Origin of the sequence: Leisingera sp. McT4-56, assembly GCF_020514995.1 — a bacterium.
Classification (GTDB): Bacteria; Pseudomonadota; Alphaproteobacteria; order Rhodobacterales; family Rhodobacteraceae; genus Leisingera; species Leisingera aquaemixtae_A.
In genome coordinates this window covers 193,291-219,124 of record NZ_JAJALF010000002.1, presented here as the reverse complement: position 1 = coordinate 219,124, position 25,834 = coordinate 193,291, and the positions used below count along the sequence as shown (strand labels likewise).

Below are 25,834 nucleotides of genomic sequence, written 5' to 3'. Positions count from 1 at the left end.
ACTGGTTATTCAGCTGCCGTTGCGGAGGGCCGGGACCGCAACTGCACCTGGCCGAGCCAGAGGCTGAACAGGGCCAGTGTGGCACCCAGCATCTGGTTGGGCGTCAGGGTTTCCCCCAGCAGCAGCCAGCCCAGGATCACGGCAGACAGCGGGCTCAGGACGCCGAGCAGCGACACTTGCGACGGGTCGATCCGGGCGAGGCCGCGGAACCACAGGATATAAGTCAGCGCACCGCCGATGAGGCTCATGTAGGCAAGGCCCAGGATATTGGCAGCCGTGAAGACCGGCATCTCCGGCACCATCCACAGCGCAACAGGCACCAGCAGCAGCCCGCCTGCGGTCAGCTGCCAGGCGGTGAAGGTGAGTGGCGGCACCGGCGGCTGCCACTTCCGGGTCAGAACAACGCCGGCGGCCATCGACAAGGCGCCGCCAAGGCCGGCCAGGACGCCCAGCGTGTCCAGCTTGGCGGCTGGGGTCAGCACCAGCAAGGCAACACCTGCCATGCTCAGAAGCGCGGCGGCAACGGCAGCAGTGCGGAACTGCGTCTGCAGCAGCAAGGCGGACAGGAACACCACGATCAGCGGCTGCACGGCGCCCAACGTCGCGGCGACTCCGCCGGGCAGGCGGTAGGCGGACAGGAACAACAGCACCCAGAACAACGAGAAATTCAGCGCGCCAAGCACCATCAGCCGCGGCAGCCAGCTGAGCGGCGGCAGTTGGCGCACCAGCAGCAGCAGTAGCAGCCCGGCAGGCAGCGCCCTGAGCAGGGCCACCACCAGCGGCGAGTGGCCGGGCAGGAAAGTCGTTGTCACGATGTAGCTGGTGCCCCAGATGGCAGGGGCCAGCGCGGTCAGCAGAAGGGTCCGGATCGGCATGTGTTTCTCCTTGTCTTGATGTCGAGATAATGGGTTTTATCTTGACGTCAAGATGTAAATGCCTAAACCGGTGGCATGGACCATGTGGATTTTATCACCCAGCAATGGGGGCAGGAGCGGCCGGACCTGGATGTGACGGCCATGGGAGTGATCGGCAGAGTGGCCAGGCTGTACTTGGCCTATCAGCGCGAGATGCATAAGACATTTGCGGAATTCGGGCTGAACGCGGCCAAATTCGACGTGCTGGCCACGCTGCGCCGGTCCGGGGCGCCTTACACGCTGTCGCCGGGCGATCTGCTGAAGGCGACGATGGTGGCGTCCGGCACCATGACCAACCGCATCGACCGGCTGGAGGCGGACGGGCTGGTCAAGCGCGAGGTGAACCCGGAGGACAGCCGCAGTTTCCTGGTCGGGCTGACAGAAGAAGGCTTTGCCCTGATCGACCGGGCCGTCGCAGCCCATGTTGAAACCCAGACACGGCTGCTGAGCGGGATGAGCGCGCAGGACGTCGAGACCTTCAAAGCGCTTCTGAGCAAGGCGCAGCTTTCGGCTGACAGCTGAGGCCGGAACCGGTAAGCCCGTGTGCCTGCCGCAGGCAGGCTGCGCGGGGCGGCAAGGCCGCGCCGCGCTACGCCCAAGGGCCGGAAATGCACCGCGAGCTGCAGCTCCGGCGGGCGGGAGTGCCCGGCTGGATTAAACCAGCCCGGCTTCTTCCAGCAGGTGCCGGACGTTGGTTTCGGGGCGCGGGCCGATATGGCGGATGACTTCGCCTGCACAGATGCAGCCCATGCGGGCGCAGGTTTCCATGCTGCGGCCAGTCGCCAAGCCGTACAGGAAGCCGGCGGCAAACTGGTCGCCGGCCCCGGTCGCATCCACCGGCACGATGGTTTCGACCGGCACGTCGACGCGCGTGCCGTCATTCAGCACGGTCACGCCGTCGCCGGACCGGGTGCAGACCACCAGCGGACAGATCGCGGCGGTTTTGGCCATTGCCTCTTCCAGGTCGCTGGTTTCGAACAAGGCGCAGATTTCGTCCTGGTTGCCGATCACGAAATCCAGCTCGTTGCCGATCAGGTTCAGGAAATCGGCCCGGTGGCGCTCGACGCAGAACGGGTCGGAGATCGAGATGCCAACCTTGCCGCCGCCTTCGCGGCAGTCGCGGGCCGCTTCCAGAAAGGCGGTCTTGCCCTTGTCCTTGTCGAACAGATAGCCCTCCAGGAACATGATCTGCGCGTTGCCGGCCACGTCCTGGGGCACGTCGGCGGAACTCAGTTCCGACGAAATGCCAAGGTAGGTGTTCATTGAACGCTCACCGTCCGGCGAAACAAAGATCATCGACCGCGAGGTCGGCATCTCGCCGTCCGCAACCGGCGGGTTCACAAAGCCAACGCCCTCGTTGTTCATCGCATCCGCGTAGAAACTTCCCAGCGAGTCGTCGCGGACCCGGCCGATGAAGGCGGCCTGGAGCCCCAGCGCACCGGCGCCGGCGATGGTGTTGGCGACCGAGCCGCCCGGGGTCATGACCCGGTTACCCATGGCCGCATAGAGATCCTCGCAGCGGTCGCGCTCAATGAGCTGCATGATGCCTTTTTCGATGCCTTGCTCGGCCAGAAAACTGTCCTCGCACTGGGCGATCACATCGACGACGGCATTGCCGATTCCGACGAGCTGGTAGGTTTTGGTCATGGGCTGCCCTCCTCGGGGAGTGTTGCGCCGGGTCCGGCGGATTTGTCTAGCGATATGGAGTGACGAGGTTTAGCCAGGCTGCAGGCCGGGCGGGTAAAGCCTCAAAGGTTCTTGTCCTCATACATGCAGAGGTCGCGGATAATGCAGCTGCCGCACATCGGCTTGCGCGCCTTGCAGTGGTAGCGCCCGTGCAGGATAAGCCAGTGATGGGCGTGCTGCTGGAAGTCCGCAGGAATGTTGTCCTCAATCGCGCGCTCCACCGCATCCACATCCTTGCCCGGCGCGATGCCGGACCGGTTGCCGACGCGGAAGATATGAGTGTCCACCGCCTGAGCGGGCTGTTTCCACCACATGTTCAGGACCACATTGGCGGTCTTGCGGCCCACCCCCGGCAGGGACTGCAAGGCTGCCCGGGAGTTCGGAACTTCGCCGCCGTAGTCCTCCACCAGGATCTTCGACAGCTTGATCACATTCTTGGCCTTGTTGCGGTACAGGCCGATCGTCTTGATATGCTCGATCAGGCGCTCCTCGCCCAGGTCCAGCATTTTTTGCGGGGTGTCGGCGACCTTGAAGAGCGCGCGGGTTGCCTTGTTGACACCGGCATCAGTTGCCTGCGCCGACAGCGCGACGGCAACCACAAGCGTGTAGGCGTTGACGTGCTCCAGCTCTCCCTTGGGTTCGGGCTCGGCTGCCTGGAACCGCGTGAAGATTTCGCGGAGCGTATGATAATCGAGTTGCTTTGCCATCGCGCGCCATATGTACAGAGCGGACCTTAAAGCGCAATTGAAATTGGGCGGGAAAGCAGCGCTTCATCAGAGTTAGAGGGAGAATGCTGCAATAGCGCAAGTTCCGGGTCGCGTGCTTGGGGCGGGCGTATTAACTTGGCTGCAAGTAAAATCGGATTGGGCCAATGAATATCGAAGCGCGGGAAAACTCATACCACTACGGCGTCATGCGGCGGGCGATTGAGCTGATCGACGATGGCGGCGAGGATCTGACGCTGGAGCAGCTGGCCGCCCGTATGGACATGAGCCCGGCGCATTTTCAGCGGCTGTTCTCGGCCTGGGTCGGGGTGTCGCCAAAGCGCTACCAGCAGTATCTGCGGCTGGGCCATGCCAAGGCGTTGCTGCGCGAACGGTTCACCACGCTGGAGGCATCGCATGCGGTGGGGCTGTCCGGCTCCGGCCGGCTGCACGACCTGTTTCTTCGATGGGAGGCGATGAGCCCCGGAGAATATGCCCGCAGGGGGGATGGCCTGCGGATTTTCTGGGGCTGGTTCGACAGCCCCTTTGGACTGGCCTTGGTGATGGGGACGGAGAAAGGTATCTGCGGGCTTGGCTTTGCTGCCGAAACCGGGGCCGAGGCCGCCATGGAAGACATGCGCTCACGCTGGCCGCAAGCGGAATATGTTGAGGACGCCGAAGCGCTCCGCCCCCTAGCAGAGGCGGCCTTTGCCCAGAAGGGCGAAACTGCGCTGCACATGATCGGCGCCCCGCTGCAGATCAAGGTTTGGGAAGCGCTGCTGCGCATCCCTTCCGGCCATGTCACAACATATTCCGAACTGGCCCAGGCGATCGGCGTACCCAAGGCGGTGCGGGCGGTGGGCACGGCGGTCGGGCGCAACCCGGTCAGCTGGCTGATCCCCTGCCACCGTGCCCTGCGCAAGTCCGGCGCTCTTGGCGGTTACCACTGGGGGCTGCCGGTCAAACGCGCGATGCTTGCTTTTGAGGCCGCGCGGGAGGAGGAGGCGGCGGCCGGAGATATGCGCGCCGCCGGCTGAACAGGCGATGAAGCAGGCCGGGAAGGGCAGGGCGGGCAACCCTCTGAGCTTCGTATCGCCTGCGCGCTTCCTCGCGCTCGATTTCATGCGGGGCCAAGGGGCGCCGCTGGCTTTCCCAGCGGTCCAGTCCCAGGGTGATCAGAACGAACCAGTCATAACTCAGCATGGGTTTTCTCCTTTTTCTGAGAGGCAGAAAACCAGAGGTCTGCTGACATCCTGTTGTCAGCGGCTTGTGTTAAGGTGGCAGCAGATTGTCACTGGAGCCTGCCCATGCCCCGCACCGGACGCCTGTTCGAAATCATCCAGATCCTGCGCTCTGCCCCGGCACCGGTGCGGGCGGAAGACCTCGCGGAGAAGCTTGAGGTCTCAAAACGCACCATCTACCGCGACATTGCCGCCTTGCAGGCGATGCGCACGCCGGTCGAGGGGGAGGCGGGTATCGGTTACATGCTGCGCAAGGGCTATGATCTGCCGCCGCTTAATTTCGACGAAGAAGAGCTGGAGGCGCTGCACGTCGGACTGGCAATGCTGATGCGCACCGGCGATGGCGCCATGCAGCAGGCCGCCGCCAGGGTCAGCCGCAAGATTCGTGATGTGCATGCCTCGGCGGAATGGCTGCAGGTGGCTCCCTGGGGGGCGCCGCTGGATGACCCCGAGCAGGGCTGCGTGTCCAAGGCGCTGCTGCGCCAGGCGGTGCGCGAATGCCGCAAGCTGCAGCTGACCTACCTCAGCCCCGAACGCGGAGAAAGCCGCAGGACCCTGCGGCCGCTGGCGCTGATCTATCACATTGAATGCACCATGCTCGCCGCCTGGTGCGAATTGCGCGGCGGCTTCCGGCATTTCCGCACCGACCGTATGCTGTCGGCGGAGATCCGGGAGGACAGTTTTGCCGCCGAGGCGAAAACCCTCCGCAGGCTCTGGATGGAACAGGAAGGCTGGAACTTCGCATTTTCGCCCTGAAACCGGGTCCTTCTGCGGGTTTTGCGCGGTATTCCGCCGAACCGGATTTCCCTTCCCTTGAGAACGCCGCGCAGCATCACGATATTCGTGCCGACTGCCGGGCGCCGCCCGGACCTTAGAAAGCAGAAGGCAATTTGAAAATGCAGATGAAACTCACCACGGCTGGTATTGTCGCCGCAGCACTGGGCCTGAGCGCCTGTACCGACCCCGCAACCATCGGCACTCCGGGCAGCAACACCCAGAAGGGCGCGGTTCTGGGCGGTATCATCGGTGCCGGCGTTGGCGCGATTGCCAACGACTCCGACCGTGGGCTGGGGGCTGCGACCGGCGCGCTGGTCGGGGCCGCTGCAGGCAGCGTGATCGGCAACCAACTGGACGCGCAGGAGCGCGAGCTGCGCCAGAACCTGTCGAATGACGATATCACCATCGTCAACACCGGCGACCGGCTGATCCTGTCCTTCCCGAATGACTTGACCTTTGCCACCGACAGCGCGGCAATCTCGCCGGCGGTGCAGGGCGATCTGCGCCGCGTGGCCAACAGCCTGGTGCGCTACCCCAACAGCACCATCCAGGTGATCGGCCATACCGACAGCGATGGCGACGCGGGCTACAACCAGGGCCTGTCAGAGCGCCGCGCCAACGCAGTGGCCAGCGAAATTGCAGCCGGCGGCGTGCCTTACCACCGCATGCGCATCATCGGCCGCGGCGAGGAGCAGCCGGTGGCCTCGAACCTGACGCCGGAGGGCAAGGCCCGCAACCGCCGCGTCGAGGTGGTGGTGATCCCGCAGGCTGCCTGATCTGGCTCTGCCGGCATGAATTGCAGCCCGCCCCGCAAGGGGCGGGCTGTTTTCGTTCTGCTACAGCAGCTTTACGCAACGCTGCACATTGCTTGCGCGGGCATGGCTGTTTCATGCTGGAGGCGGCCTCTTACATGATAGGGGCAACACAGACGCGAACAGAAGGAACTCCCCATGGCTGACCCTGTCCTGCTGACCATTTCCGGCTCGCTGCGCCGTGAGGCCACCAACCGCAAGCTTCTGGCAGAAGCCGCGCGGGTGTTCGGCCCGGCCACTGTCGTGGAGGCCGATCTGAACCTGCCGCTGTATGATGGCGATGTAGAAGCAGCGGAGGGGATCCCGCCTGCCGTGCAGGTGCTAGCAGATCAGATCGCGGCTGCGGATGCGGTGGCGATCTCCACCCCGGAATACAACAAGGGGCCGTCGGGCGTGCTGAAGAATGCGCTCGACTGGGTCAGCCGCACCGAGGGCAGCCCCTGGGCGGACAAGCCGGTGGCGGTGATGTCAGCGGCGGCAGGCCGGGCCGGGGGCGAGCGCGCGCAGATGATCCTGCGCGGCTTCCTGGTGCCCTTCCAGCCGCGGCTGATCACCGGACCTGAGGTGCATCTTGCCGGATCCAGCAAGGAATTTGACGAGCGCGGACGGCTGACGAGCGACCAGTACGAGGCCACGCTGACCAAGCTGATGCAGAAGCTGCGGGAAAACATCAGCCGCTGAACTTGCCACCTGGCGGGGCGCGGCTAATGTGGCGGCATGAGTACCGACACCGCCTCCGCCCCCGCGCTGCTTGTAACGGACATGATGGACCCGGCCCGCGCAGCCGCCTTTCAGGCTGCGCTGGGGCTGACGCCGCAGGTTGCGGCAGGCAGCCGGCTGCCGCCCTTCTTTCATCAGCTTTACTTCTGGACGCCGCTGCCGCCGGGTGAACTGGGCCGCGACGGTCACCCCAAGGTCGGCGGAGCCGGGCTGATCCCGGACATGGGCCTGCCGCGGCGCATGTGGGCTGGCGGGCGGTTGCGGTTTCAGGCGCCTTTGCGGGCCGGCATCGCGGCAGAGAAAACTTCCGTGCTGGAAAAGGCGGAGCGGAAAACCGGCAGAACCGGGCCCTTGGGGATTGTAACGCTGCGCCATGAGATCCGGCAGGAGGGCGCGCTGTGCCTGACCGAATGGCATGATCTGGTCTATCGCGAGGACCCCGATCCGGCAGCGCCGAAACCTGTGCCGCCAGAAGCGCGTACCGACGAGACGGAAGCGCGGGAGGTGTCGTTCAGCTCAACCCTGCTGTTCCGTTACTCGGCGCTGACCTTCAATGGGCACCGGATCCACTATGACCTGGACTACGCCCGCGATGTTGAGGGTTACGAAGGTCTGGTGGTGCACGGACCGCTGCTGGCGCAGCACCTGATGCTGCTGGCAGAGGAACTGATGGGGCCGCTGGCGGAGTTTTCGTTCCGGGCGTCGTCGCCGCTGATGCATTCCGAAAGCGCCGTTTTGTGCCGCAACGGCCCGGACCTGTGGGTGCGCGGACCGGACGGGCGGCAGTGCATGAGCGCAACGGCAGCCCCCAAGCTATGAATCGGAGCGCTCCTGGGCCCAAGGGTGCCCTGAGCCGGGCAGATTAGCGGCTTGGGCGTAGTGCTGCTGCGCGGCGACTGGCGCCGCCCTTGGCCCGTCAAAGGGCGAAGGGGCTGGGATTAGAGGTTGTCCTCTACCCTGAAGCCTTGCGGGATGCTGTCCATGTCTTCCAGCAGCAGGTCCGCCATCACATGTGCTACCTTGGGGGCCATGCCGAAGCCGATCTTGAAGCCACCGTTAGCAATGTAATGGCCATTGCGGCCCGGCCAGGCGCCGAGCATCGGGGCACGGGACTTGGCCCGGGGGCGCACGCCGGCCCAGCGTTCGATGACCTCCGCCCCGTGCAGCACCGGCACCGCGGCGCGGGCGCGCTCAATCACGTCGTCAAGCTGGCCATCAGTGGCTCTTCCGTCGTCGAATTCCCGTTCGCTGGTGGAGCCGATCGCCAGGGTTCCGTCCGCATGCGGGATGATGTGCAGGCCGTCAGCATAGAGCTGCGGCACCTCGCCTTCGTGAAAGCGCAAGAGCGCCGCCTGGCCCTTGACGCCGCCGCCGATCGTCTTGCCGAAGTTTTCGTTCAGCTCCAAGAGGCCCGCGTAGCCCTTGGCATGCACCACCTTGCCCTGATCGGCCGCTTCCTGCTGCACCTCAACACCCATAACCGCCAGGGCGGAGACCAGCGCGGCGCAGGCGCGGCGGGGGTGCATGCGGGCGCTGAGGGTGTCGTGAATGACAAAACCGGTGGCGCTGGGCGGCACCCAGGGGCCGAGGCTGTCTGCCTGGCAGACAGTCCACTCCGCCTCATTTTTCCACAGCTCGCGGGCGGAAACTTCGCGACTGCGGGCAAGCTCTAGGGAGCGTTCATCGTTGATGGGCTGCAGGCGCCCGGTGCGGCCGTAACCGGGGGACACACCGCCGGTGGCCTCGACCTCTTCCCAGAAGCCTTCTGCCATCAGCAGGCTTTCAAGCTGGAACTGCTTCTTGGGGTTCCAGTTTTCCGGCACATGCGGGGCCAAGGCGCCGACCAGGCCGCCGCTGGAGCCTGCACCTGCCCCGAACGGGTCCACCACCTGCACCTTTGCACCGTGCCGGGCGCAGAGCCAGGCAATTGACAGGCCGAAAATGCCCGCCCCGCGCACTGTTACATCTGCCATTGCCATTTGCTGATCCTTTCGCCAGTGTCGCGCCGTTCCAGACACTCACTTAGGGGATTATAGCATGGCAGACCAGCAGGCCCGCCTCAGCTGGCGCGATGGCACTGTTCCGGTGTCGGATCAGTTCGATGATCCCTATTTCTCAATCCAGGACGGGCTGGCAGAGACGGAGCATGTGTTCCTGGCTGGAAACAGCTTGCCGGAGCGGTTTGCTCCGGGCTTTCATATTGCCGAGCTGGGCTTTGGCACCGGTCTCAACATGCTGGCGGCCTGGCGTGCCTGGGAAGCAGCAGGGCAGGAAGGGCCGCTGCGCTTCACCAGTTTCGAGGCCTTCCCGATGGCGCCTGGTGATATGGACAAGGCGCTGGAGGCGTTTCCGGCGGTTGCCCCCTGGGCGGAGCGGTTCCTGGCCAAGTGGCATGGCACAGGGGCTTGCGATCTGGGCAGCCTGCAACTGGAGGTGATCCAGGGCGACGCGCGGGTGTCGCTGCCGGAGTGGACAGGGCGGGCCGATGCTTGGTTTCTGGACGGGTTCTCTCCGGCCAAAAACCCTGAGTTGTGGGAGGAGGCGCTGATGGCGGAGGTTGCGGCGCATACCGCGCCCGGCGGCTCGGCGGCGACCTATACTGCAGCGGGCTTTGTCCGCCGCGGGCTGGAGGCAGCAGGATTTGAAGTGACCCGCATTCCCGGTTACGGGCGCAAGCGGCATATGACAAAGGCGGTATTGCGATGAGCATGGTTCCACAGGGCAAAAGCCTGCCTCAGCCCCGCGTGCAGCAGAACAACGTGCCGCTGGGTATTCTGCTGATGATCGGAGCCACCATCGTCTTTGCCCTGCAGGACGGCATTTCGCGCCATCTGGCGGGCACCTACAACACCTACATGGTGGTGATGGTGCGCTACTGGTTCTTTGCTGCCTTTGTGGTTTTCCTGGCGGCAAGGGCGCCGGGAGGGATCAAGGAGGCTGCCCGTACCGACCAGCTGTGGCTGCAGATGTTCCGCGGCGTTTTGCTGGTCGCTGAAATCTGTGTGGCGGTCTATGGCTTTACCGTGCTGGGCCTTATCGAGAGCCAGGCGGTGTTCATCTGCTATCCGCTGCTGGTCGCGGCGCTGAGCGGCCCGGTCCTGGGCGAAAGCGTTGGCTGGCGGCGCTGGGCGGCGATTGGCGTCGGCCTGATCGGGGTGCTGGTTATCCTGCAGCCTGGCATGGGCGTGTTCAACCCGGCCGCGGTGATACCGTTCATCTCGGCGCTGATGTTTGCCGTTTACGGGCTGGTGACGCGCTACGCCGCGCGCAAGGACAGCACCGCCACCAGTTTCTTCTGGACCGGGGTTGCCGGCATGGTCTTCATGACCGCAATCGGCATCTGGTTCTGGGAGCCGATGAGCCAGGGCGACTGGTTCTGGATGGCGCTGCTGTGCGTTTCGGGCGTGACCGGCCACTGGCTGCTGATCAAGTGCTACGAGATGGCCGAAGCCAGCGCAGTTCAGCCTTTCGCCTATTTCCACCTGATCTGGGCGGCGATGCTGGGCATGGCGGTGTTCGGCGAGGTGATCCGCACCAATGTGGCTGTAGGTGCGGGCATCATCATCGCCGCGGGCCTGTTCACCTTATGGCGCGAACGCGTGAAGGGTTGAGCCCTTCAGCTCCTTGGAGAACGGAACCGGCAGCGGCGCCTTGCCCAGCCGGGCCCGGTAGACCGGCAGGCTTTCGGTGACCCGCATCACGTAGTTGCGGGTCTCGTTGAAGGGGATGTGTTCGATCCAGTCAACGATATCGGGGTCGCCGTCCCGGGGATCGCCATAGCGTTCCATCCAGGCAATGGGGCGGTGCGGGCCGGCGTTGTAGCCGGCCGCCATCATCACAACGTTGCCGCGGAACTTGCCGGCCAGGCCTGCCAGGTAATTGGCCCCCAGCTTGGCGTTGTAATCCCACTCCGCTGTCAGGCGGGACGTCTTGTGGTTTGCCAGGATGCCCAGTTCCGTTGCCACCAGCTTTGCCGTTGCCGGCATCACCTGCATCAGCCCGCGTGCGCCGGCATGGCTGACGACCGCAGGATCAAATTCGCTTTCGCGCCGGGCAATGGCCAGGGTCATTTCCTCGGCCATAGGCAGCTGACGCTTGGCAACCGCGTGCAGGGGGTAGTAGGCGCCCTCCAGCTCCACCCCGCCGCGGGCAGCGCGTTTTGAGATCATCACCGCCAGATGCGGCTGGTCCAATTCCACCGCCATTTGCCCCAGCTGGCGCGCCTGGACCGGTGGCAGGGTCTCCACCAGATGGGTAAGAAAGCGCTCTGCCAGCGCCAGATCGCCGGCTTCCAGCAGCATCAGTCCGGCCTCGGCCACCGAGGATTGCATGAAAGCCGCCTTGCGCCAGTCAGGCATGGGGGCGGGTTTCACCAGCGCCGGATCAAAGGGGCGCCCAAGTTTCTCGGCGGCCAGCAGGCCGTAGAAAGACGTCTGGTATTCCGCGCCTTTGGCATAGGCCTCGTGCGCCTTGTCGGCTGCTCCCATTGCCGCATAGGCCCGGCCCAGCCAGTAGCCGCCGCGGCCGATCGAGATCGGGGTCTCGACCGAGGACAGGAACCGCTGAAAATGCACCACAGCAAGCTCGGGGTCGCGCAAATTCTGCAAGGCGATGTAGCCGGCCAGCCATTCGCAGTCGGAATAGCCATAACCGTCCTCGGGCGTTGAGAAATGATAGGCCGCAAGCTGGTAGGCGCGCTCGTGATCGCCGTCGCGCATCAATTGCCGGGCCAGATCCCGGCGGCGGTTCAGCCATTTCCCCGGCTCGCCCAGTTTCTCTGCGCTGGTGCTGCGGTCCATCATCATGTCGATGGCGCTGTCCTGCAGCCGCTTGCGGTCGCGCCAGGCAAAGCGGTCGTACGCAAGACCGGCAGAGGCTTGCAGGCTGGCGGGAACGGCTTCGATCTTGGCGTCCACGCCTGGGGCACGTTCCTGCAGAGCTATGCGGGCTTCTGCCAGTTTACGCTCAGGCTCGGGAACCAGTGGCAGCATTCGCTTGGAACTAACCAGATGATCCTCCCACAAGAGCCGGTCCAGCCGCGCGGTGTGGTGCGGCTTCAGCAGCTTGCCGAAGTCCCGCAAGTAGAGCTTCTGGATCGCGCTGCCCATCGCCATGGTGCGCCAGGCCAGCACGATCTCCGCCTCGCCGTCGCCGCGGCGCCCGGCAGCAATCAGGGCCTTGCCCAGGCTCAGCGCGCCTTCAGCAGTTTGCGGACGGTCTTCGGCATAAAAGGCCAGGATGGTCTCGCGCCCGGTGGCGGCTAAGGCGTCCTCATTCTGGCGGCGCAAGTAATCGAGCCCGGGCCAGTCCGGGCGCCGTTCCAGAAACGCCATTACATCGCCTGCTGATCCCAGCCCGGCCCGCAGCCGGTGCCATTCGATGACATCGCGCGCCACGCTTTGACGCTTGCCCGCTTCGCGCGCGGCCTGATCCCATTTCTCGGCCCGCATGAGATCAAGCGCCGTGCCCAAATCGCGGGCTTGGGCAGGTGCTCCGGGCAGGGCCGCCGCAATGAGCAGAATAAGGGCCAGGATGCGTGTCATCTCTTGCATTTTCCAACGGTCCGGGGATAGAGGCTTGAACGTTACTTATTGGCGTGCCGGTATCAACTCAAATCACTGGCATTCCGTACCTTGACGGCGGCGGATTGCCGCCTGCACCTGCAGCGAAGGGAGCGTGCCCATGTTCAAAGGCTCTATGCCAGCACTCGTTACCCCGTTTTCGAACGGCGAGCTGGATCTGGATGCGCTAAAACGCCTGGTGGAATGGCAGATTGCCGAAGGGTCGACCGGCCTGGTGCCCGTCGGGACCACCGGTGAAAGCCCGACGCTGACCCACGAGGAGCATGAGCAGGTCATCGCAGAGACGGTCAAGGCAGCGGCTGGCCGGGTGCCGGTGATTGCGGGCGCAGGCTCCAACAACACCGTCGAGATGATTCGCTTTGTCGAGTTTGCCAAGAAAGTCGGTGCCGATGCGGCGCTGGTCGTGACGCCGTATTACAACAAGCCGACACAGCGCGGTATGGTGCAGCACTTCCAGGCCGCCCATGACTGTGCCGAGATCCCGATCATCATCTACAACATCCCGGGCCGCTCGGTCGTCGACATGACGCCTGCGACCATGGGGGAGCTGGCCAAGCTGCCGCGCATCATCGGGGTGAAGGACGCCACCGGCGATCTGGCCCGCGTCAGCCAGCAGCGCGCCGCCTGCGGCAAGGATTTCGTGCAACTGTCCGGCGAGGACGCGACCGCGCTGGGCTTCAATGCCCACGGCGGCGTTGGCTGCATCTCGGTGACCGCGAACGTCGCGCCGAAGCTCTGTGCCGAATTCCAGGCCGCTACCCTGGCAGGCGACTATGCCAAGGCTCTGGAGTATCAGGACAGGCTGATGCCGCTGCACGAGGCGATCTTCATCGAGCCGGGCCTTGCAGGCGCCAAATACGGCCTGTCCAAGCTTGGCATGTGCAGCGAAGAAGTTCGCTCGCCGCTGACCACGCTGGAGGACAGCACCAAGGCTGCCATCGACGCGGCCATGGTGCACGCGGGCCTGCTGTAAACTTTATCCGCATCTGAAAAAAGCTAGGGCGGCCTCCATCCTAGTGCCGCCCTTTTTGCCTCTTGCCGGTTGGAAATACTCCGGGATGTGTTGCCCTGAAGGGGCAAGAGGGGTTGCCCCTTCAGCTCAGAGCATCCGCCAGGTGCCGGGTCTTATCCGGATTGCGGGTCACATAAATCCTTGTGATTCTGCCCACCGCGATCTCCAGCGAGGTTGCTTGCAGGATACCATCCTCGGCTAGGTTCAAAATCGCCGGCAGGCCGTTCAGGCGGCAAAACCGCCAGCGGGTCGGAACCGTATTGCCGAACTTGCGGGCAATGCCTTCCAGCAGCCGCAGCACCTTGTCCCGCCCGTAGATCGGATTGAGCGCTGCTACGGCCTTGCCGCCGCCATCCGAAATGAGCTGCACATCCTGCGCCAGAAGCTGGGTCAGGGCCGCTGTATCGCCTGTTCTGGACGCCCGGAAGAAGGCTTCGGTCAAATCCCGCCCCTGATCCGGGTCGGCCGGGGCCCGCGGCCGCAGCTTCTGGACCTTGCGCCGGGCGCGGGCAGCCAATTGGCGGCAAGCCTCGGGAGAGCGGTTCAGCGCGGAAGAAATGTCGTCATAGGAGCTGTCGAAAATGTCATGCAGCAGGAAAGCGGCGCGTTCCAGCGGCGACAAGGCTTCCAGCGCCAACAGCAGGGCAACCGAGACGTCATGGTCCAGCTGTTCGGTTGCGTCCTCGGTCAGAAGCGGCTCCGGCAGCCATTCGCCGGGATACGTCTCGCGCCGCACACGGGCCGATTTCAGCTGGTCCAGGCACAGCCGGGTAGTGATCCGCATCAGGTAGCCTGTCGGGTCCCGTACCTCAGCCTTGTCCGCTGTCTGCCAGCGCAGGAACGCATCCTGCAGGATGTCCTCGGCGTCGCTAACCGTGCCCAGCATCCGGTAGGCGGCCGCAAACAATCGCGGCCGCGCTGTCAGGAACGCATCGGTTCCGTCATTTTTGTGTTGAGCTGTCACGCGGCATTGGCCTCCTCAGCGGCAGGATGCGAGGTGCGGAAACCGATTGCAATGCGGTTCCAGGCATTGATGGCGCTGATCAGAAGCGTCAGCACCACCTGCTCGCGCGGGGAGAACAGCCGGGTCATTTCCTCATAGTCTGTATCAGGCGCGCCGGTCTTTTCCACCCGCGTCAGCGCTTCGCACCAGGCCAGCGCGGCACGCTCCCGCTTGGTGTAAAGCGAGGATTCACACCAGGCATTCAGCAGCTGCATCCGGTCCTCGCTTTCACCATGAGCGCGCAGGTCGTGGCTGTGCATGTGGATGCAGAAGGCACAGCCGTTGATCTGTGAAGCCCGCAGCTTCACCAGCTCCACCAGACTGTGCTCCAGGGTGCTGTCCTTGAACAGCTTCTCCTGCTCCAGCATCGGCTGAAACAGGTCGGGGGTGATGGCGAAATAGTCGAGGCGTTGGGACATTTGTCTGTTCCTTTTTGGTGGCTTCAGGAACAGGACGAGGCAGCCAGGACGTTTGTGACATGGCTGGTTAAAATACTCAAAATAGATCGGGGCGCCGCATTGGGCGCCCCGGGAATGTCAGCGTTTGCCGTAGTAGAGGCCGATCACATGTTCGGCCTGGGCAAAGAACAGCCAGCGCGAGGTGGCGATGCCTGCGAGATGCGACAGCACCGCGAGGGCAGCAAACACATGCTTGATCACGATGCCCTGAACCGGGGTCAGGATCAGCAGCAGCGGCAGGGCAAAGCCGAGGATAAAGGCAATCATCCGCAGCTTCTGCGCGTGCTTGCGGCCGACCACATGAACGAACTCGCGCAAGAGGTAGTTAGAGCCGGTGTGCGGCGGTTCAAAGGCGCGGACCGCGCCGCGGTCGCCAAGGCCGGTGGCAGTGCCCAGATTGGTGCCGGAGTTCTCCAGCGCCTTGTCGCCCTTGGCCCAATAGGCCAGCTGCACCGCGCCGGCGATGGCCAGCAGCCAGGGCGCCACCGACTCGGCTCCGGCCAGCAGCGCGCCGCCTGCCAGGCTGAAAGACAGGAACATCGCAGGCGTCAGTTCCATGTTCCAGCGCGGGATGGTCTTCAATTGGGTGTAGATCATCGAGGTGGTGAAGACTGTGGCGAGGCTGAGTGCCGCGCCGATCCAGCCCAGCAGTGTCCAATGGCTGTCCATGAAAACCGCGCCAAGCGCGTAGAGGCCCATGACAATCAACGCCCCGACGGCGCAGACGCCCTCGCGGCTGAGCCAGCTCGTTTTCCACTGGGTCAGGGCGCGCCAGGCGCGCTCCGGGCGGCCCAGGTGGAAGGTAGATGCCAACAGGCCGCCGCAGGCCAAGCCGAAGGCTATGGCGTAGAACACAAAGGCCACTTTCCCGGTCACGGCGGGCTGGCTGAGGCCGAGGAAGAACAAGAGGCCAAAGCCGAGGCCGGAGAGCGTGGTGAAGATGATGACGGATGGTGCGGGATGCATCAGTTCGCTCCTCCCGGAAGTTTGTCGAGGGCCTTGTCCAGCCAGCCCATGAAGCCTTGCGGCTCCTCAGCGACCGGTGCCAGCAGCGGGGCGAGAATGTCGATCTGCTCCTCGATCTGGTCCTTGGGACGGGGTGGCAGGTACTTGTTCACCGGCTTGGTGCCCATTTCCGGCATCAGATCCATGCCGCCGCGCTCTGCCACCAGTTTGGAAACGTCGCTGTCCGGATCGCCCAGATCGCCGAAATGGCGGGCGCCTGCGGGGCAGGTCCGCACGCAGGAGGGGATGCGGTCCACTTCCGGCAGGTTCTCGTTGTAAATCCGGTCAACGCAGAGGGTGCATTTTTTCATCACTCCTTCTGCCAGGTCCAATTCCCGCGCCCCGTAGGGGCAGGACCAGGCGCAGAGGCCGCAGCCGATGCAGTAGTCCTCGTTCACCAGCACGATGCCGTCCTCAGCGCGCTTATAGCTGGCGCCGGTGGGGCAGACGGTGACGCAAGGCGCGTCCTCGCAGTGCAGGCAGGACTTGGGGAAATGGATCAGCTGCGCATGGCCGTCCGCAGGCTGCACCTCGTAGGAGTGCACCCGGTTCAGGAAGGTGCCCGACGGGTCGCCGCCGTAGGGGTTCTGGTCTGACAAAGGGGCGCCGTAGTTTTCGGTATTCCAGCCCTTGCAGGAGATCACGCAGGCATGGCAGCCGACACAAGTGTCCAGGTCGATGACCAGGCCCATCTTGCGGTCTGTGGAGTTGGGGAGCTCGGTCATTTGCCTACTTTCCACTTCAGTTCTTTCGGGCCGGTGCCAACCGGGGATTCCTGCGCCGGGAAGGCCGGCTGGCTTTCCTGCAGATCCTCCGGCGCGGCGGCTTTTTCGATTTTGACCTTCAGGTCGAACCAGGCCGCCTGGCCGGTGATCGGGTCCGAGTTGGCCCACCGCATGCCATCGCCCTTCGCGGGCAGAAGCTCGTGGATCAGGTGGTTCAAGAGGAAGCCCTTGGTGGCCTCCGGCGCGTCCTTCTCCAGCGCCCAGGCTCCCTTGCGCTTGCCGATGGCGTTCCAGGTCCAGACGGTGTTGTCATTCAGCGCGGCCATCTCCATCACCGGCACGGTAATTTCACCGTGCGGCGAGGTGACCTTGGCCCAGTCGCCGTCCTGCAGCCCGTGCTCGCGCATCAGCTTGGTTGGGACATACAGCGGATTGCGTCCATGCAGCTGCCGCAGCCAGGCGTTTTGGGTTCCCCAGGAGTGGTACATCGCCATCGGGCGCTGGGTCAGCGCGTTGACTGTAAAACCCTCGTTGCCTTGCTGGTCGGTCTCGTACCAGATCGGCAGCGGGTCCATGACGTCCTTCACCCGCTGGCGCAGATGCTCGGGGGGCTGGCGTTCGCCATGGCCCTCTGCAGCCAGCTGGAACTTGCGCATCGGCTCCACATAAAGCTGGAACAGATAGGGCTGCGGGCTGTCATAGATGCCCATGCCCACCGCCCAGTCCTGATAGGCGGTGTTCCAGGGTTTGTAGTAGTCCGCGCCGTCCGGGATGTGGGCGACGTAGAAACCGCCGTTTTCGATGTATTTGTCCAGCTGCTCAGGGTTCACCTCGCCGCGGCCTTCCTTGTCGCCGTTTTCACCGCGGAAGCCTGCCAGCGGGCCGATACCCGGCTTGCGCTCGTGGTTGACGATGTAGTCGGCGTAGTTCTTCCACTTGGGGGTGCGGTCCTCATTGGTGAAATTCGGTAGCTTCATCCGGTTGGCCAGCTGGATCAGCACCGTCTGGAAGCCGCGCACATTCCGGTCCGGCTCGATCACCGGCCAGCGGATCGCATCTGCCGCTGCATCCGCCTCGCAGATCGGGCGGTCCAGCAGCGAGATGCAGTCGTGGCGCTCCAGATAGGTGGTGTCGGGCAGGATCAGGTCGGCAAAGGCCACCATCTCGGAGGAATAGGCATCCGAGTAGATGATATGCGGGATCTTGTAGTCGCCGTTTTCATCCTTGCCGGTCAGCATCTCCATCACACCCTTGGTGTTCATGGAGGAGTTCCACGACATGTTGGCCATGTACATGAACAGCGTGTCGATCTTGTAGGGATCGCCGGCATAGGCGTTGGAGATCACCATGTGCATAAGACCATGCGCCGACATCGGGTTTTCCCAGGTGAAGGCCTTGTCGATCCGCGCCGGGCTGCCGTCTTCCTTCAGCGCCAGATGCTCCGGGCCACGGACAAAGCCCAGATGCGGGCCGTCCAGCGGGGTGTCAGGCGTGGATTTGCAGTGCGGTGTCGGATGCGCCTCCACCGGCTTGGGGTAGGGCGGTTTGAAGCGGAAGCCGCCGGGAACCTCGACAGTGCCCAGCAGGATCTGCAGCACATGCAGCGCGCGGCAGGTCTGGAAGCCGTTCGCATGCGCCGAAACCCCGCGCATTGAGTGCATCGAGACCGGGCGGCCCACCATCTTGGTGTGCTTCTCGCCGCGGAAGTCGGTCCATTCGACATCCAGCTCGAAGGCCTCGTCAAAGGCGACGCGGGCCAGTTCGCCGGCAATGGCGCGAATGCGTTGGGCCGGGATGCCGCATTTTTCTGCGATTGCCTCCGGCGCGTACTCATCAGCCAGGTAACGCTCTGCCATCAGGTGGAAGACGGGGCGGTGGGTGACGCCGTCTTTCTCATGGACGGCGCTCAGGTCAGGGCGCACGCCTGGCTGGTCAAACGGGGTCAGCTTGCCGGTGTTGCGGTCGATCACCAGCATCTTGCCGTCACCGTCGCGCAGGAACAGGCCCTTTTCTGGCCCTTCCTCGGCGTTGATCAGCACCGGCGCATTGGTGTAGCGGCTGAGGTAGTCGAGGTCGATCTTGCCAGCCTTCATCAGCACATGGATCAGGGACAGGATGAACAGTCCGTCGGTGCCGGGGGTAATGCCGACCCAGTCGTCAGCCACTGCGTTGTAGCCGGAGCGGATCGGATTGACGCCGATCACCCGCGCACCGCGCTTTTTGATCTTGCCGATGCCCATTTTGATCGGGTTGGAGTCGTGGTCCTCGGCCACGCCGAACAGCATGAACAGCTTGGTGTGCTCCCAGTCGGGCTGGCCGAATTCCCAGAACGCACCACCCATGGTGTAGATGCCCGCGGTCGCCATGTTGACCGAGCAAAAACCGCCATGCGCCGCATAGTTGGGGGTGCCGAAGCTTTGCGCCCAAAAGCTGGTGAAGCTTTGCGATTGATCGCGGCCGGTGAAGAAGGCCAACTGCTCGGGTGCCTCGTGCCGGACAGGCTCCAGCCAGCCCACCGCAATCGCAAGCGCCTCGTCCCAGGAGATTTCCTTGAACTGGCCGGAGCCGCGCGGGCCGGTGCGGATCATCGGCGCCTTCAGCCGTGAAGGCGCGTTCACCTGCATGATCCCCGCCGAGCCCTTGGCGCAGAGCACGCCCTTGTTCACCGGGTGGTCGCGGTTGCCCTCGATATAGGCGACCTTGCCGTCCTTCATGTGCACGTTGATGCCGCAGCGGCAGGCGCACATGTAGCAGGTGGTCTTGCGGATTTCGTCCGAGACCTTGGGCGAGGTGTTCAGGATTGGCTGCTGATGGGTCATGGGCGGGTCCTGTTGGGTGTTTCGGGCGACCGTATGACGGAAAGCCTTCTTTTGGGAATAGTGTTCTGTTTCGGCTCAGACGGATGGGCCATTTGTTCCTGATGCCTGAAGGATTGTAACGGCAATGATCTGAGTAACATCTTCGGCGCTGCAGCCGCGGGAAAGGTCGTTGGCCGGTTTCGCCAGTCCCTGCAGCACCGGGCCGATGGCGGAATAGCCGCCCAGCCGCTGCGTAATCTTGTAGCCGATATTGCCGGCGTCCAGGTTGGGGAAGATCATCACGTTGGCCTGGCCCGCGACACTGGATCCTGGCGATTTGCGTTCGCCGACCGAGGGGACAAATGCGGCGTCGAACTGCAGTTCTCCATCCGCTTGCAGGTCAGGATAGGCATCATGAAAAAGGCTCAAGGCCTCTGCCGCTTTGTCTACAGCCGGGTGTTTGGCGCTGCCCTTTGTCGAAAAGCTGAGGAACGCAAGCTTCGGCTCTACCCGCAGCAGCGCGCGGGCCGATTGAGCCGAGGCGGCGGCGATCGAGACCATTTCGGCAGGATTGGGGTCGATCACCAGCCCGCAGTCCGAATAAAGCATCGCACGGGCGCCTTCCGCGGCGTTTTCCGGCGGGTACATCAGGAAGAAAGAAGAGACCATGCCGGCTCCCGGCGCCATGCCGATGACCTGAATGGCGCTGCGCACTACGTCGCCGGTGGTGTGCACTGCACCGCCAACTGTGCCGGTGGCATGCCCCAGGCGCACCAGCATGGCAGCATAGACCAGTGGAGTCTCGGCCGCCTCGCGGGCCTTGGCTTGATCAACACCCTTATGTTTGCGGAGTTCGTAGTATTCGGCGGCAAAAGAAGCTGTCAGCTCTGAGCTGACCGGGTCGTGGACCGCCACGCCGTTCCCGGCGCTGGCGCCTTCGGCTTGCAGGGCTGCTTCGACCTCTGCCTGCGGGCCGATCAGGATCACATCGGCGATGCCTGCCTGGTGCGCCGCCAATGCACCTGCCACCACGCGGGGATCTGTACCTTCGCTCAGCGCGACAACAGGGCGGGCGGCCGGGGCTTCGGCCTTCAGCAGTTCGAGCGGGGACAAGGTCTGGGTCACGGGCGTGCGTCCTGTAACAGCGGTTTCGGGGCGGGGCTGGCAGTCAGAACGCCAGCCGCGCGATATTGATCAGCGAAAGCGCGGTGAGCATCAGCACCACCGCGCGGCGGAACAGCGGCTGTGAAACCGCCTTGAAACTGTGGGAGCCGGCCCATATGCCGAGGCCCAGAATGGGAAAGGCCAGCAGGATGCCGGTCAGGGTTTCCGGTCCGACCAGCCCGTTCGCGGCCATCACCGGCAGCGCCATCACGTCGATGCCCGTCAGGAACACGATCATCGTGGCGCGAAACACCGCAGGCGGCACAGGCTGCGCAGTCAGGAAGGCCGCCACCGGCAGACCGCCTACGCCGGCGCTGTTGGCGATGCCTGCTATGGCACCCACACCCACATTCCCGTTTCGCCCCACCGGACGTTCCAGCTGCCAGCCGCTGAGCAAAACGAGGCTCAGCACCAGGAACAGGCTTGAGATCGCCAGCCGCGCCTCCTGTTCGCCCAGCCGCGCCATGATGGCGATGGCGGGAACGGTTGCGACGGCGGCTCCTGCCAGCAGGGCAATGGCCCGGCGCCAATCAATATGCGGGCGGATGTCCCGCGCCTGAAAGGCGGTCATGGCGATTTCGCAGGAAAACACCACTGGGATCAGCGGCAGCGGATTGGTGGTTAGCGCCGCAAGGATGATGAAAATGGCGGAGAAGCCGAAGCCGGAAAAGCCCCGGATCAAGGCCGCCGCGAATAACGCGGCGGCCAGATAGAGCCCCTGGCCCAAAGAGAGGTCAAAGGGCAGGGGCATCAGGTTCAGACTTTCTGCGGACGCATGTCGTCCTTGCTGATGCCGGCAACCTGTACCGGTTTTTTCATCGCGTCGCGGCGGAAGGGTTCACCAAGTTCCTGGTTGATCATGGCTTCGATCAGGGTGGTGATGCCCTTCTTCTGGTCTTCGCAGGCCTGGCGCAGCGCCTCGGTCAGCTCGTCCTGGGTACGGGCCACGACACCTTTCAGGCCGCAGGCCTGGGCGATACCGGCATAAGACACCTGGGTGTCGAGCTCGGTGCCGACAAAGTTGTCGTCGAACCACAGGGTGGAGTTCCGCTTCTCAGCGCCCCACTGGTAGTTGCGGAAGACAACCTGGGTGATCGCGGGCCATTCCTCGCGGCCGATTGCGGTCAGCTCGGTCACCGCGATGCCGAAGGCACCGTCGCCGGAAAAGCCGACAACCGGAACGTCCGGGCAGCCGATCTTCGCGCCGACAACCGCCGGCAGGCCGTAGCCGCAGGGGCCGAACAGGCCGGGTGCCAGGTATTTGCGGCCTTCCTCGAAAGACGGGTAGGCGTTGCCGATGGCGCAGTTGTTGCCGATGTCGGAGGAGATGATCGCATCCTTCGGCAGGCCAGCCTGGATTGCACGCCATGCGCGGCGCGGGCTGAGCCAGTCAGGCTTGGCGGCACGGGCGCGCTCGTTCCAGGTGGTGCCGGGATCGTCCTGCTCGTGATCCATCGACGACAGTTCCTGCGCCCAGGAGGACTTGGTGTGCGCGATCAGCGCCTTGCGCTCGCCGCGGCCCTCGTCGCCTGCAGTGGCGGAGAGTTTTTCAAGGATGGTGTCGGCAACCTGCTTGGCGTCGCCGACGATGCCGACGGTGACTTTCTTTGTCAGGCCGATGCGGTCCGGATTGATGTCAACCTGGATGATTTTCGCGTCGGTCGGCCAGTAGTCGATGCCGTAGCCCGGCAGGGTCGAGAACGGGTTCAGGCGGGTGCCCAGGGCCAGGACGACGTCCGCCTTGGAGATCAGTTCCATGCCGGCCTTGGAGCCGTTGTAGCCCAGCGGGCCGGCGAACAGCGGGTGCGAGCCCGGGAAAGCGTCGTTGTGCTGGTAGCCAACGCAGACTGGAGCGTCCAGGCGCTCGGCCAGAGCGATGGACGACGGGATTGCGCCGCCGATGACAACGCCGGCGCCGTTCAGGATGACCGGGAATTTTGCGTTCGACAGCAGCTCAGCCGCTTCGTTCACCGCTTCGGTGCCGCCTGCGGGGCGTTCAAAGTCAACAACCGCGGGCAGCTCAATGTCGACGACCTGGGTGAAGTAGTCGCGCGGCACGTTGATCTGGGCTGGAGCGGAGTTGCGCTTGGCCTGCATGATCACGCGGTTCAGAACCTCGGCCATGCGGGACGGATCGCGGACTTCTTCCTGGTAGCAGACGCAATCCGCAAACATGCGCATCTGTTCCATTTCCTGGAAGCCGCCCTGGCCCATGGTCTTGTTCGCGGCCTGCGGGGTCACCAGCAGCAGCGGGGTGTGGTTCCAGTAGGCGGTTTTGACAGCGGTCACAAAGTTGGTGATGCCAGGGCCGTTCTGGGCGATCATCATCGACATCTTGCCGGTGGCGCGGGTGTAGCCATCTGCCATCATGCCGCCGGATCCCTCGTGGGCGCAATCCCAGAAGGTGATGCCCGCCGGCTCGAAGATGTCGGAAATCGGCATCATGGCAGAGCCAATGATGCCAAAGGCATGCTCGATGCCATGCATCTGAAGCACTTTGACAAAGGCTTCTTCGGTGGTCATTTTCATGGGTCTTGCTCCTGAGTGAGACGCATATTCCGCCCGGGCTTGAATGCCGGGAATTGACTCTGGTTTAGGGGGCGGAAGGAGGTCGGGTTAGGGCCAGTTGTTCGGCTGGGATAGGTCCAAAACTGGACCCATTCAAATGGCCAGGCGGTTTTTTCGCATAAGATTCAGCCGGTCATGCCCGGCAGGCAATCGAGATTCTTGGGTATACTTTTGATACTTTTTGTATCAATTTTCACAGCCCGGTGCGCCGGAAGTACTGCTCAGCGCTGTTTCAGCGCCTCGGCCAGCAAGGCCAGGCCTGGTTCGATTCTGGTTGCAGGAATCGAGGAATAACCAAGCCTGTAATAGTTCTGCTTGCGGTGCTCAGCCGCAAAGAAAGGCGCGCCGGGTTCGATGATCACGCTTTTCTCCCGAAGCCGCTCTGCCACTGCAGTTGCATCGACATCCTCGGGTGCTTCCATCCACAGGGCTGAACCGCCAAAACTGCCGACACCTGCAATGTTCAGCCCGTGTTTGCGGATGGCATCCTCGATCACTGCGCGCCGGTCGTGCAGGACCTTGGCAATCCGCCGGATCTGGGCGTCGTAGTGGCCAAGCGACAGGAAATAGGCCACCGTGCGCTGAACATGCCCCGGCGGATGCCGCAGCACGCTGGCGCGCAGCGCCCGGGCCTGGCGGATGAACGGCTCTGAACCGACCAGATAACCCAGCCGCAGCCCGGGAAACAGAGATTTCGAGAAGCTGCCGGCATAGATCACCCGCCCTTCGGAATCCAGCGACTTGAGAGAGGGAGAGGGGGCGCCGAGAAAGGACATCTCGAACTCGTAGTCGTCCTCGACAATGACCGCGTCGATTTCGCTGGCGCGCCGCAGCAGCTCCTTGCGCCGCTCCATCGGCATCGTGAATGTGGTCGGGCTTTGATGGCTGGGGGTGCAGAAGATGACGTTGGTGTCATCGGGAATGTCACCGGGCGGCAGGCCGCGCTCATCAACCGGAATGCAATCGACCTGGCAGCGGGTCTGCATCACCTGGTCGCGCAAGGTGTAATATGCTGGGTCCTCCACCGCCGCCCGCCGCCCGCGGTTCAGCAGCAGCTGGCAGGTGATCCAAAGGGCGTTCTGTGCCCCCAGCGTAATCAGGATCTCCTGCGGCCGCGCGGTGATGCCGCGCCGCGGCAGGGTGTGGCGGGCGATGTATTCGATCAAGAGCGGGTCGTCCTGATCGAAATAGTCGTTGGCCAGCGCAGAGAAGTCCTTTTGCCCCAGTGCCCGCAGCGCGCACAGCCGCCAGTTGGCGTGGTCGAACAGCGAGGCATCCGCCTGCCCGTAAATGAACGGGTAGCGGTAGTCGCGCCAGTCCTGAGGTTTGCGCGGGGTGTCGCCGCCTGTAAAGCTGCGTGCCAGTGTCTTGCCCCAGTCCACGGCATCGCCGGATTTCTGCTGCGGCGTGTAGGAGGGCGGCACCGGCGCGTTGTCCGAGACAAAATACCCCGACCGCCCGCGCGAGGTGAGGTAGTCGTTGGCCAGCAGCTCGGTATAGGCCAGGGTGACAGTGATCCGGCTGATGCCCAGGTGCGCTGCCAGTTTGCGTGAGGACGGCAGCTTTTCCCCGACCCGGAACCGGCCAGACAGAATACCCTCGGCAATCATTTCCTGGATCTGCGCCTGCAGGGTGCCCTGGGCGTCCGGGTTCAGGAAAAAGGTGTCAACTGAGATGGCCATGCGCGCCACCTTAGGGTGGACTTAAGCGCGGTGCAATCTGGCCTTAGGGCCAGTTTGGAGAAAACTTCGGGCCGCTCTGGCCCGCGAGACATATCAGGTTGAACGGTGACCCGATTCTTGCGGTTTCAAGACGGAGCCGGGAATAGCCGCAAGTATCGGGTCGCCGATGGTCCGGCCGGCTCCTTAGTCATGTCTGCACAGCCAACAAGGAGACGGACATGGAGCTGAGAAACAAGACAGTAATCATCACTGGTGCGAGCAGCGGGATCGGCGAAGCGGCAGCTATTCTGTTTGCAGCCGAAGGAGCCAATGTGGTGCTGGGGGCCCGCCGGCAGGGGGAGCTTGAACGGATCGCCACACAAGTGACCAAAGACGGAGGAAATGCAGCCTTTCTCGCAGGTGATGTCACCGACGAAACCTACGCGATTGCCCTGACCGCACTTGCACAAGAGGAATTTGGCGGGCTGGACGGCGCTTTCAACAATGCGGGCGTAATGGGTGAGATGGGACCCGTGGACAAGATGGATGCTAGAAATTGGAACGCTGTTATAGCAGCCAACCTCACCGGTGCCTTCTTCTCGGCCAAGGCGCAGGTCCCGGCGCTGAAGGCGCGCGGAGGCGGCTCGCTTGTCTTTACCGGATCCTTTGTCGGGGTCAGCAATGGCGGCATGCCGGGCATGGGGGCCTATGCCGCGTCAAAGGCAGGACTGGTCGGCCTGGTTCAATCATTGGCCTCTGATCTTGCGGCGGAAGGCATACGGGTGAATGCGCTGCTGCCTGGCGGGACCAGGACTGCGATGGCTGGCGATGATCCTGGGACTCACAGCTTTATCGCGGGGCTGCATCCGATGAAGCGGATGGCAGCACCGGCCGAGATTGCACAAGCGGCGTTGTTTCTCCTGTCAGACCGCGCCAGCTTCATGACCGGAGCGCCAATGGCGGTTGACGGCGGGATTGGCGTGCGGCTGGTTTAGGTTCTGTAA

The 25,834-nt window shown here is 63.8% G+C and carries 24 protein-coding genes; 10 read left to right on the top strand and 14 right to left on the bottom strand.

Annotated features, from left to right (window positions below; all coding sequences use genetic code 11):
* Positions 1-5: 5 nt before the first annotated feature.
* Entirely contained in the window at positions 6-875 is an 870-nt protein-coding gene (locus LHL23_RS04505) for an EamA family transporter (RefSeq protein WP_226428958.1), read from the bottom strand.
* Between the two features lie 75 nt (positions 876-950).
* Between LHL23_RS04505 and LHL23_RS04500 the strand changes: the two genes are divergently transcribed.
* Complete coding sequence (locus LHL23_RS04500) at positions 951-1,436, top strand: MarR family winged helix-turn-helix transcriptional regulator (protein ID WP_226428957.1); 486 nt, start codon at positions 951-953, stop codon at positions 1,434-1,436.
* Between the two features lie 132 nt (positions 1,437-1,568).
* On the opposite strand, the gene LHL23_RS04495 is transcribed toward LHL23_RS04500, so the two are convergent.
* Both LHL23_RS04495 and nth read right to left on the bottom strand, forming a co-directional pair.
* Positions 1,569-2,561, bottom strand: a complete 993-nt coding sequence (locus tag LHL23_RS04495; protein WP_222479121.1) for an adenosine kinase — start codon at positions 2,559-2,561, stop codon at positions 1,569-1,571.
* A gap of 101 nt (positions 2,562-2,662) precedes the next feature.
* Positions 2,663-3,307 (bottom strand): endonuclease III, encoded by a 645-nt coding sequence (gene nth, locus LHL23_RS04490; RefSeq protein ID WP_222479123.1) that lies wholly within the window; start codon positions 3,305-3,307, stop codon positions 2,663-2,665.
* A gap of 164 nt (positions 3,308-3,471) precedes the next feature.
* On the opposite strand from nth, the gene LHL23_RS04485 reads away from it, so the two are divergent.
* The 5 genes from LHL23_RS04485 to LHL23_RS04465 all read left to right on the top strand — a co-directional run bounded on the left by LHL23_RS04485 (position 3,472) and on the right by LHL23_RS04465 (position 7,673).
* Positions 3,472-4,341, top strand: a complete 870-nt coding sequence (locus LHL23_RS04485) for a methylated-DNA--[protein]-cysteine S-methyltransferase (protein WP_226428956.1) — start codon at positions 3,472-3,474, stop codon at positions 4,339-4,341.
* A gap of 270 nt (positions 4,342-4,611) precedes the next feature.
* Positions 4,612-5,301, top strand: coding sequence for a helix-turn-helix transcriptional regulator (locus tag LHL23_RS04480; protein WP_222479127.1), 690 nt, complete (start codon positions 4,612-4,614; stop codon positions 5,299-5,301).
* A 140-nt stretch (positions 5,302-5,441) separates the two neighbouring features.
* Positions 5,442-6,098, top strand: coding sequence for an OmpA family protein (locus tag LHL23_RS04475; protein ID WP_222479129.1), 657 nt, complete (start codon positions 5,442-5,444; stop codon positions 6,096-6,098).
* Positions 6,099-6,272: 174 nt separating this feature from the next.
* Positions 6,273-6,815, top strand: coding sequence for an NADPH-dependent FMN reductase (locus LHL23_RS04470; protein WP_222479131.1), 543 nt, complete (start codon positions 6,273-6,275; stop codon positions 6,813-6,815).
* Positions 6,816-6,851: 36 nt separating this feature from the next.
* On the top strand, positions 6,852-7,673 hold the full coding sequence (locus tag LHL23_RS04465) for an acyl dehydratase (protein WP_226428955.1): 822 nt from the start codon (positions 6,852-6,854) through the stop codon (positions 7,671-7,673).
* 119 nt (positions 7,674-7,792) lie between these two features.
* Here LHL23_RS04465 and LHL23_RS04460 read toward each other — a convergent pair whose 3' ends face one another.
* Complete coding sequence (locus LHL23_RS04460; RefSeq protein ID WP_226428954.1) at positions 7,793-8,833, bottom strand: NAD(P)/FAD-dependent oxidoreductase; 1,041 nt, start codon at positions 8,831-8,833, stop codon at positions 7,793-7,795.
* A gap of 58 nt (positions 8,834-8,891) precedes the next feature.
* Here LHL23_RS04460 and mnmD point away from each other — a divergent pair, with 58 nt between their 5' ends.
* Together mnmD and LHL23_RS04450 are read left to right on the top strand one after the other, a co-directional pair.
* Positions 8,892-9,560 (top strand): tRNA (5-methylaminomethyl-2-thiouridine)(34)-methyltransferase MnmD, encoded by a 669-nt coding sequence (gene mnmD, locus LHL23_RS04455; protein ID WP_226428953.1) that lies wholly within the window; start codon positions 8,892-8,894, stop codon positions 9,558-9,560.
* Positions 9,557-10,465 carry a DMT family transporter gene (locus tag LHL23_RS04450; RefSeq protein ID WP_226428952.1) on the top strand — a complete coding sequence of 303 codons (909 nt, stop codon included), beginning with the start codon at positions 9,557-9,559 and terminating at the stop codon, positions 10,463-10,465. The genes mnmD and LHL23_RS04450 overlap by 4 nt, the downstream gene beginning before the upstream one ends.
* Here the strand turns inward: LHL23_RS04450 and LHL23_RS04445 are convergent.
* Entirely contained in the window at positions 10,439-12,397 is a 1,959-nt protein-coding gene (locus LHL23_RS04445; protein WP_226428951.1) for a lytic transglycosylase domain-containing protein, read from the bottom strand. The genes LHL23_RS04450 and LHL23_RS04445 overlap by 27 nt on opposite strands.
* Before the next feature lie 139 nt (positions 12,398-12,536).
* On the opposite strand from LHL23_RS04445, the gene dapA reads away from it, so the two are divergent.
* On the top strand, positions 12,537-13,409 hold the full coding sequence (gene dapA / locus LHL23_RS04440) for a 4-hydroxy-tetrahydrodipicolinate synthase (RefSeq protein WP_226428950.1): 873 nt from the start codon (positions 12,537-12,539) through the stop codon (positions 13,407-13,409).
* Between the two features lie 121 nt (positions 13,410-13,530).
* On the opposite strand, the gene LHL23_RS04435 is transcribed toward dapA, so the two are convergent.
* From LHL23_RS04435 to pdxR, 9 genes are all read right to left on the bottom strand, one after another.
* A complete protein-coding gene (locus LHL23_RS04435; RefSeq protein WP_226428949.1) occupies positions 13,531-14,412 on the bottom strand; it encodes a sigma-70 family RNA polymerase sigma factor in 882 nt (293 codons plus the stop codon).
* Positions 14,409-14,870 carry a carboxymuconolactone decarboxylase family protein gene (locus tag LHL23_RS04430; RefSeq protein WP_226428948.1) on the bottom strand — a complete coding sequence of 154 codons (462 nt, stop codon included), beginning with the start codon at positions 14,868-14,870 and terminating at the stop codon, positions 14,409-14,411. Before LHL23_RS04430 ends, LHL23_RS04435 begins: the two co-directional genes overlap by 4 nt.
* 117 nt (positions 14,871-14,987) lie before the next feature.
* The gene (locus LHL23_RS04425; protein WP_226428947.1) at positions 14,988-15,875 is read right to left on the bottom strand and encodes a dimethyl sulfoxide reductase anchor subunit family protein; all 888 of its coding nucleotides are present in this window, start codon (positions 15,873-15,875) and stop codon (positions 14,988-14,990) included.
* On the bottom strand, positions 15,875-16,639 hold the full coding sequence (locus LHL23_RS04420; protein ID WP_226428946.1) for a 4Fe-4S dicluster domain-containing protein: 765 nt from the start codon (positions 16,637-16,639) through the stop codon (positions 15,875-15,877). Before LHL23_RS04420 ends, LHL23_RS04425 begins: the two co-directional genes overlap by 1 nt.
* Positions 16,636-19,458 (bottom strand): molybdopterin oxidoreductase family protein, encoded by a 2,823-nt coding sequence (locus LHL23_RS04415; protein ID WP_226428945.1) that lies wholly within the window; start codon positions 19,456-19,458, stop codon positions 16,636-16,638. The genes LHL23_RS04420 and LHL23_RS04415 overlap by 4 nt, the downstream gene beginning before the upstream one ends.
* A gap of 75 nt (positions 19,459-19,533) precedes the next feature.
* A complete protein-coding gene (pta, locus tag LHL23_RS04410) occupies positions 19,534-20,562 on the bottom strand; it encodes a phosphate acetyltransferase (RefSeq protein WP_226428944.1) in 1,029 nt (342 codons plus the stop codon).
* 43 nt (positions 20,563-20,605) lie between these two features.
* The gene (locus LHL23_RS04405; protein WP_226428943.1) at positions 20,606-21,352 is read right to left on the bottom strand and encodes a sulfite exporter TauE/SafE family protein; all 747 of its coding nucleotides are present in this window, start codon (positions 21,350-21,352) and stop codon (positions 20,606-20,608) included.
* 5 nt (positions 21,353-21,357) lie between these two features.
* Entirely contained in the window at positions 21,358-23,130 is a 1,773-nt protein-coding gene (xsc, locus tag LHL23_RS04400; protein WP_226428942.1) for a sulfoacetaldehyde acetyltransferase, read from the bottom strand.
* 260 nt (positions 23,131-23,390) lie between these two features.
* Complete coding sequence (gene pdxR, locus LHL23_RS04395) at positions 23,391-24,851, bottom strand: MocR-like pyridoxine biosynthesis transcription factor PdxR (protein WP_222479160.1); 1,461 nt, start codon at positions 24,849-24,851, stop codon at positions 23,391-23,393.
* Between the two features lie 218 nt (positions 24,852-25,069).
* Here pdxR and LHL23_RS04390 point away from each other — a divergent pair, with 218 nt between their 5' ends.
* A complete protein-coding gene (locus LHL23_RS04390; RefSeq protein WP_222479162.1) occupies positions 25,070-25,825 on the top strand; it encodes an SDR family oxidoreductase in 756 nt (251 codons plus the stop codon).
* The last annotated feature ends 9 nt before the right edge of the window (positions 25,826-25,834 follow it).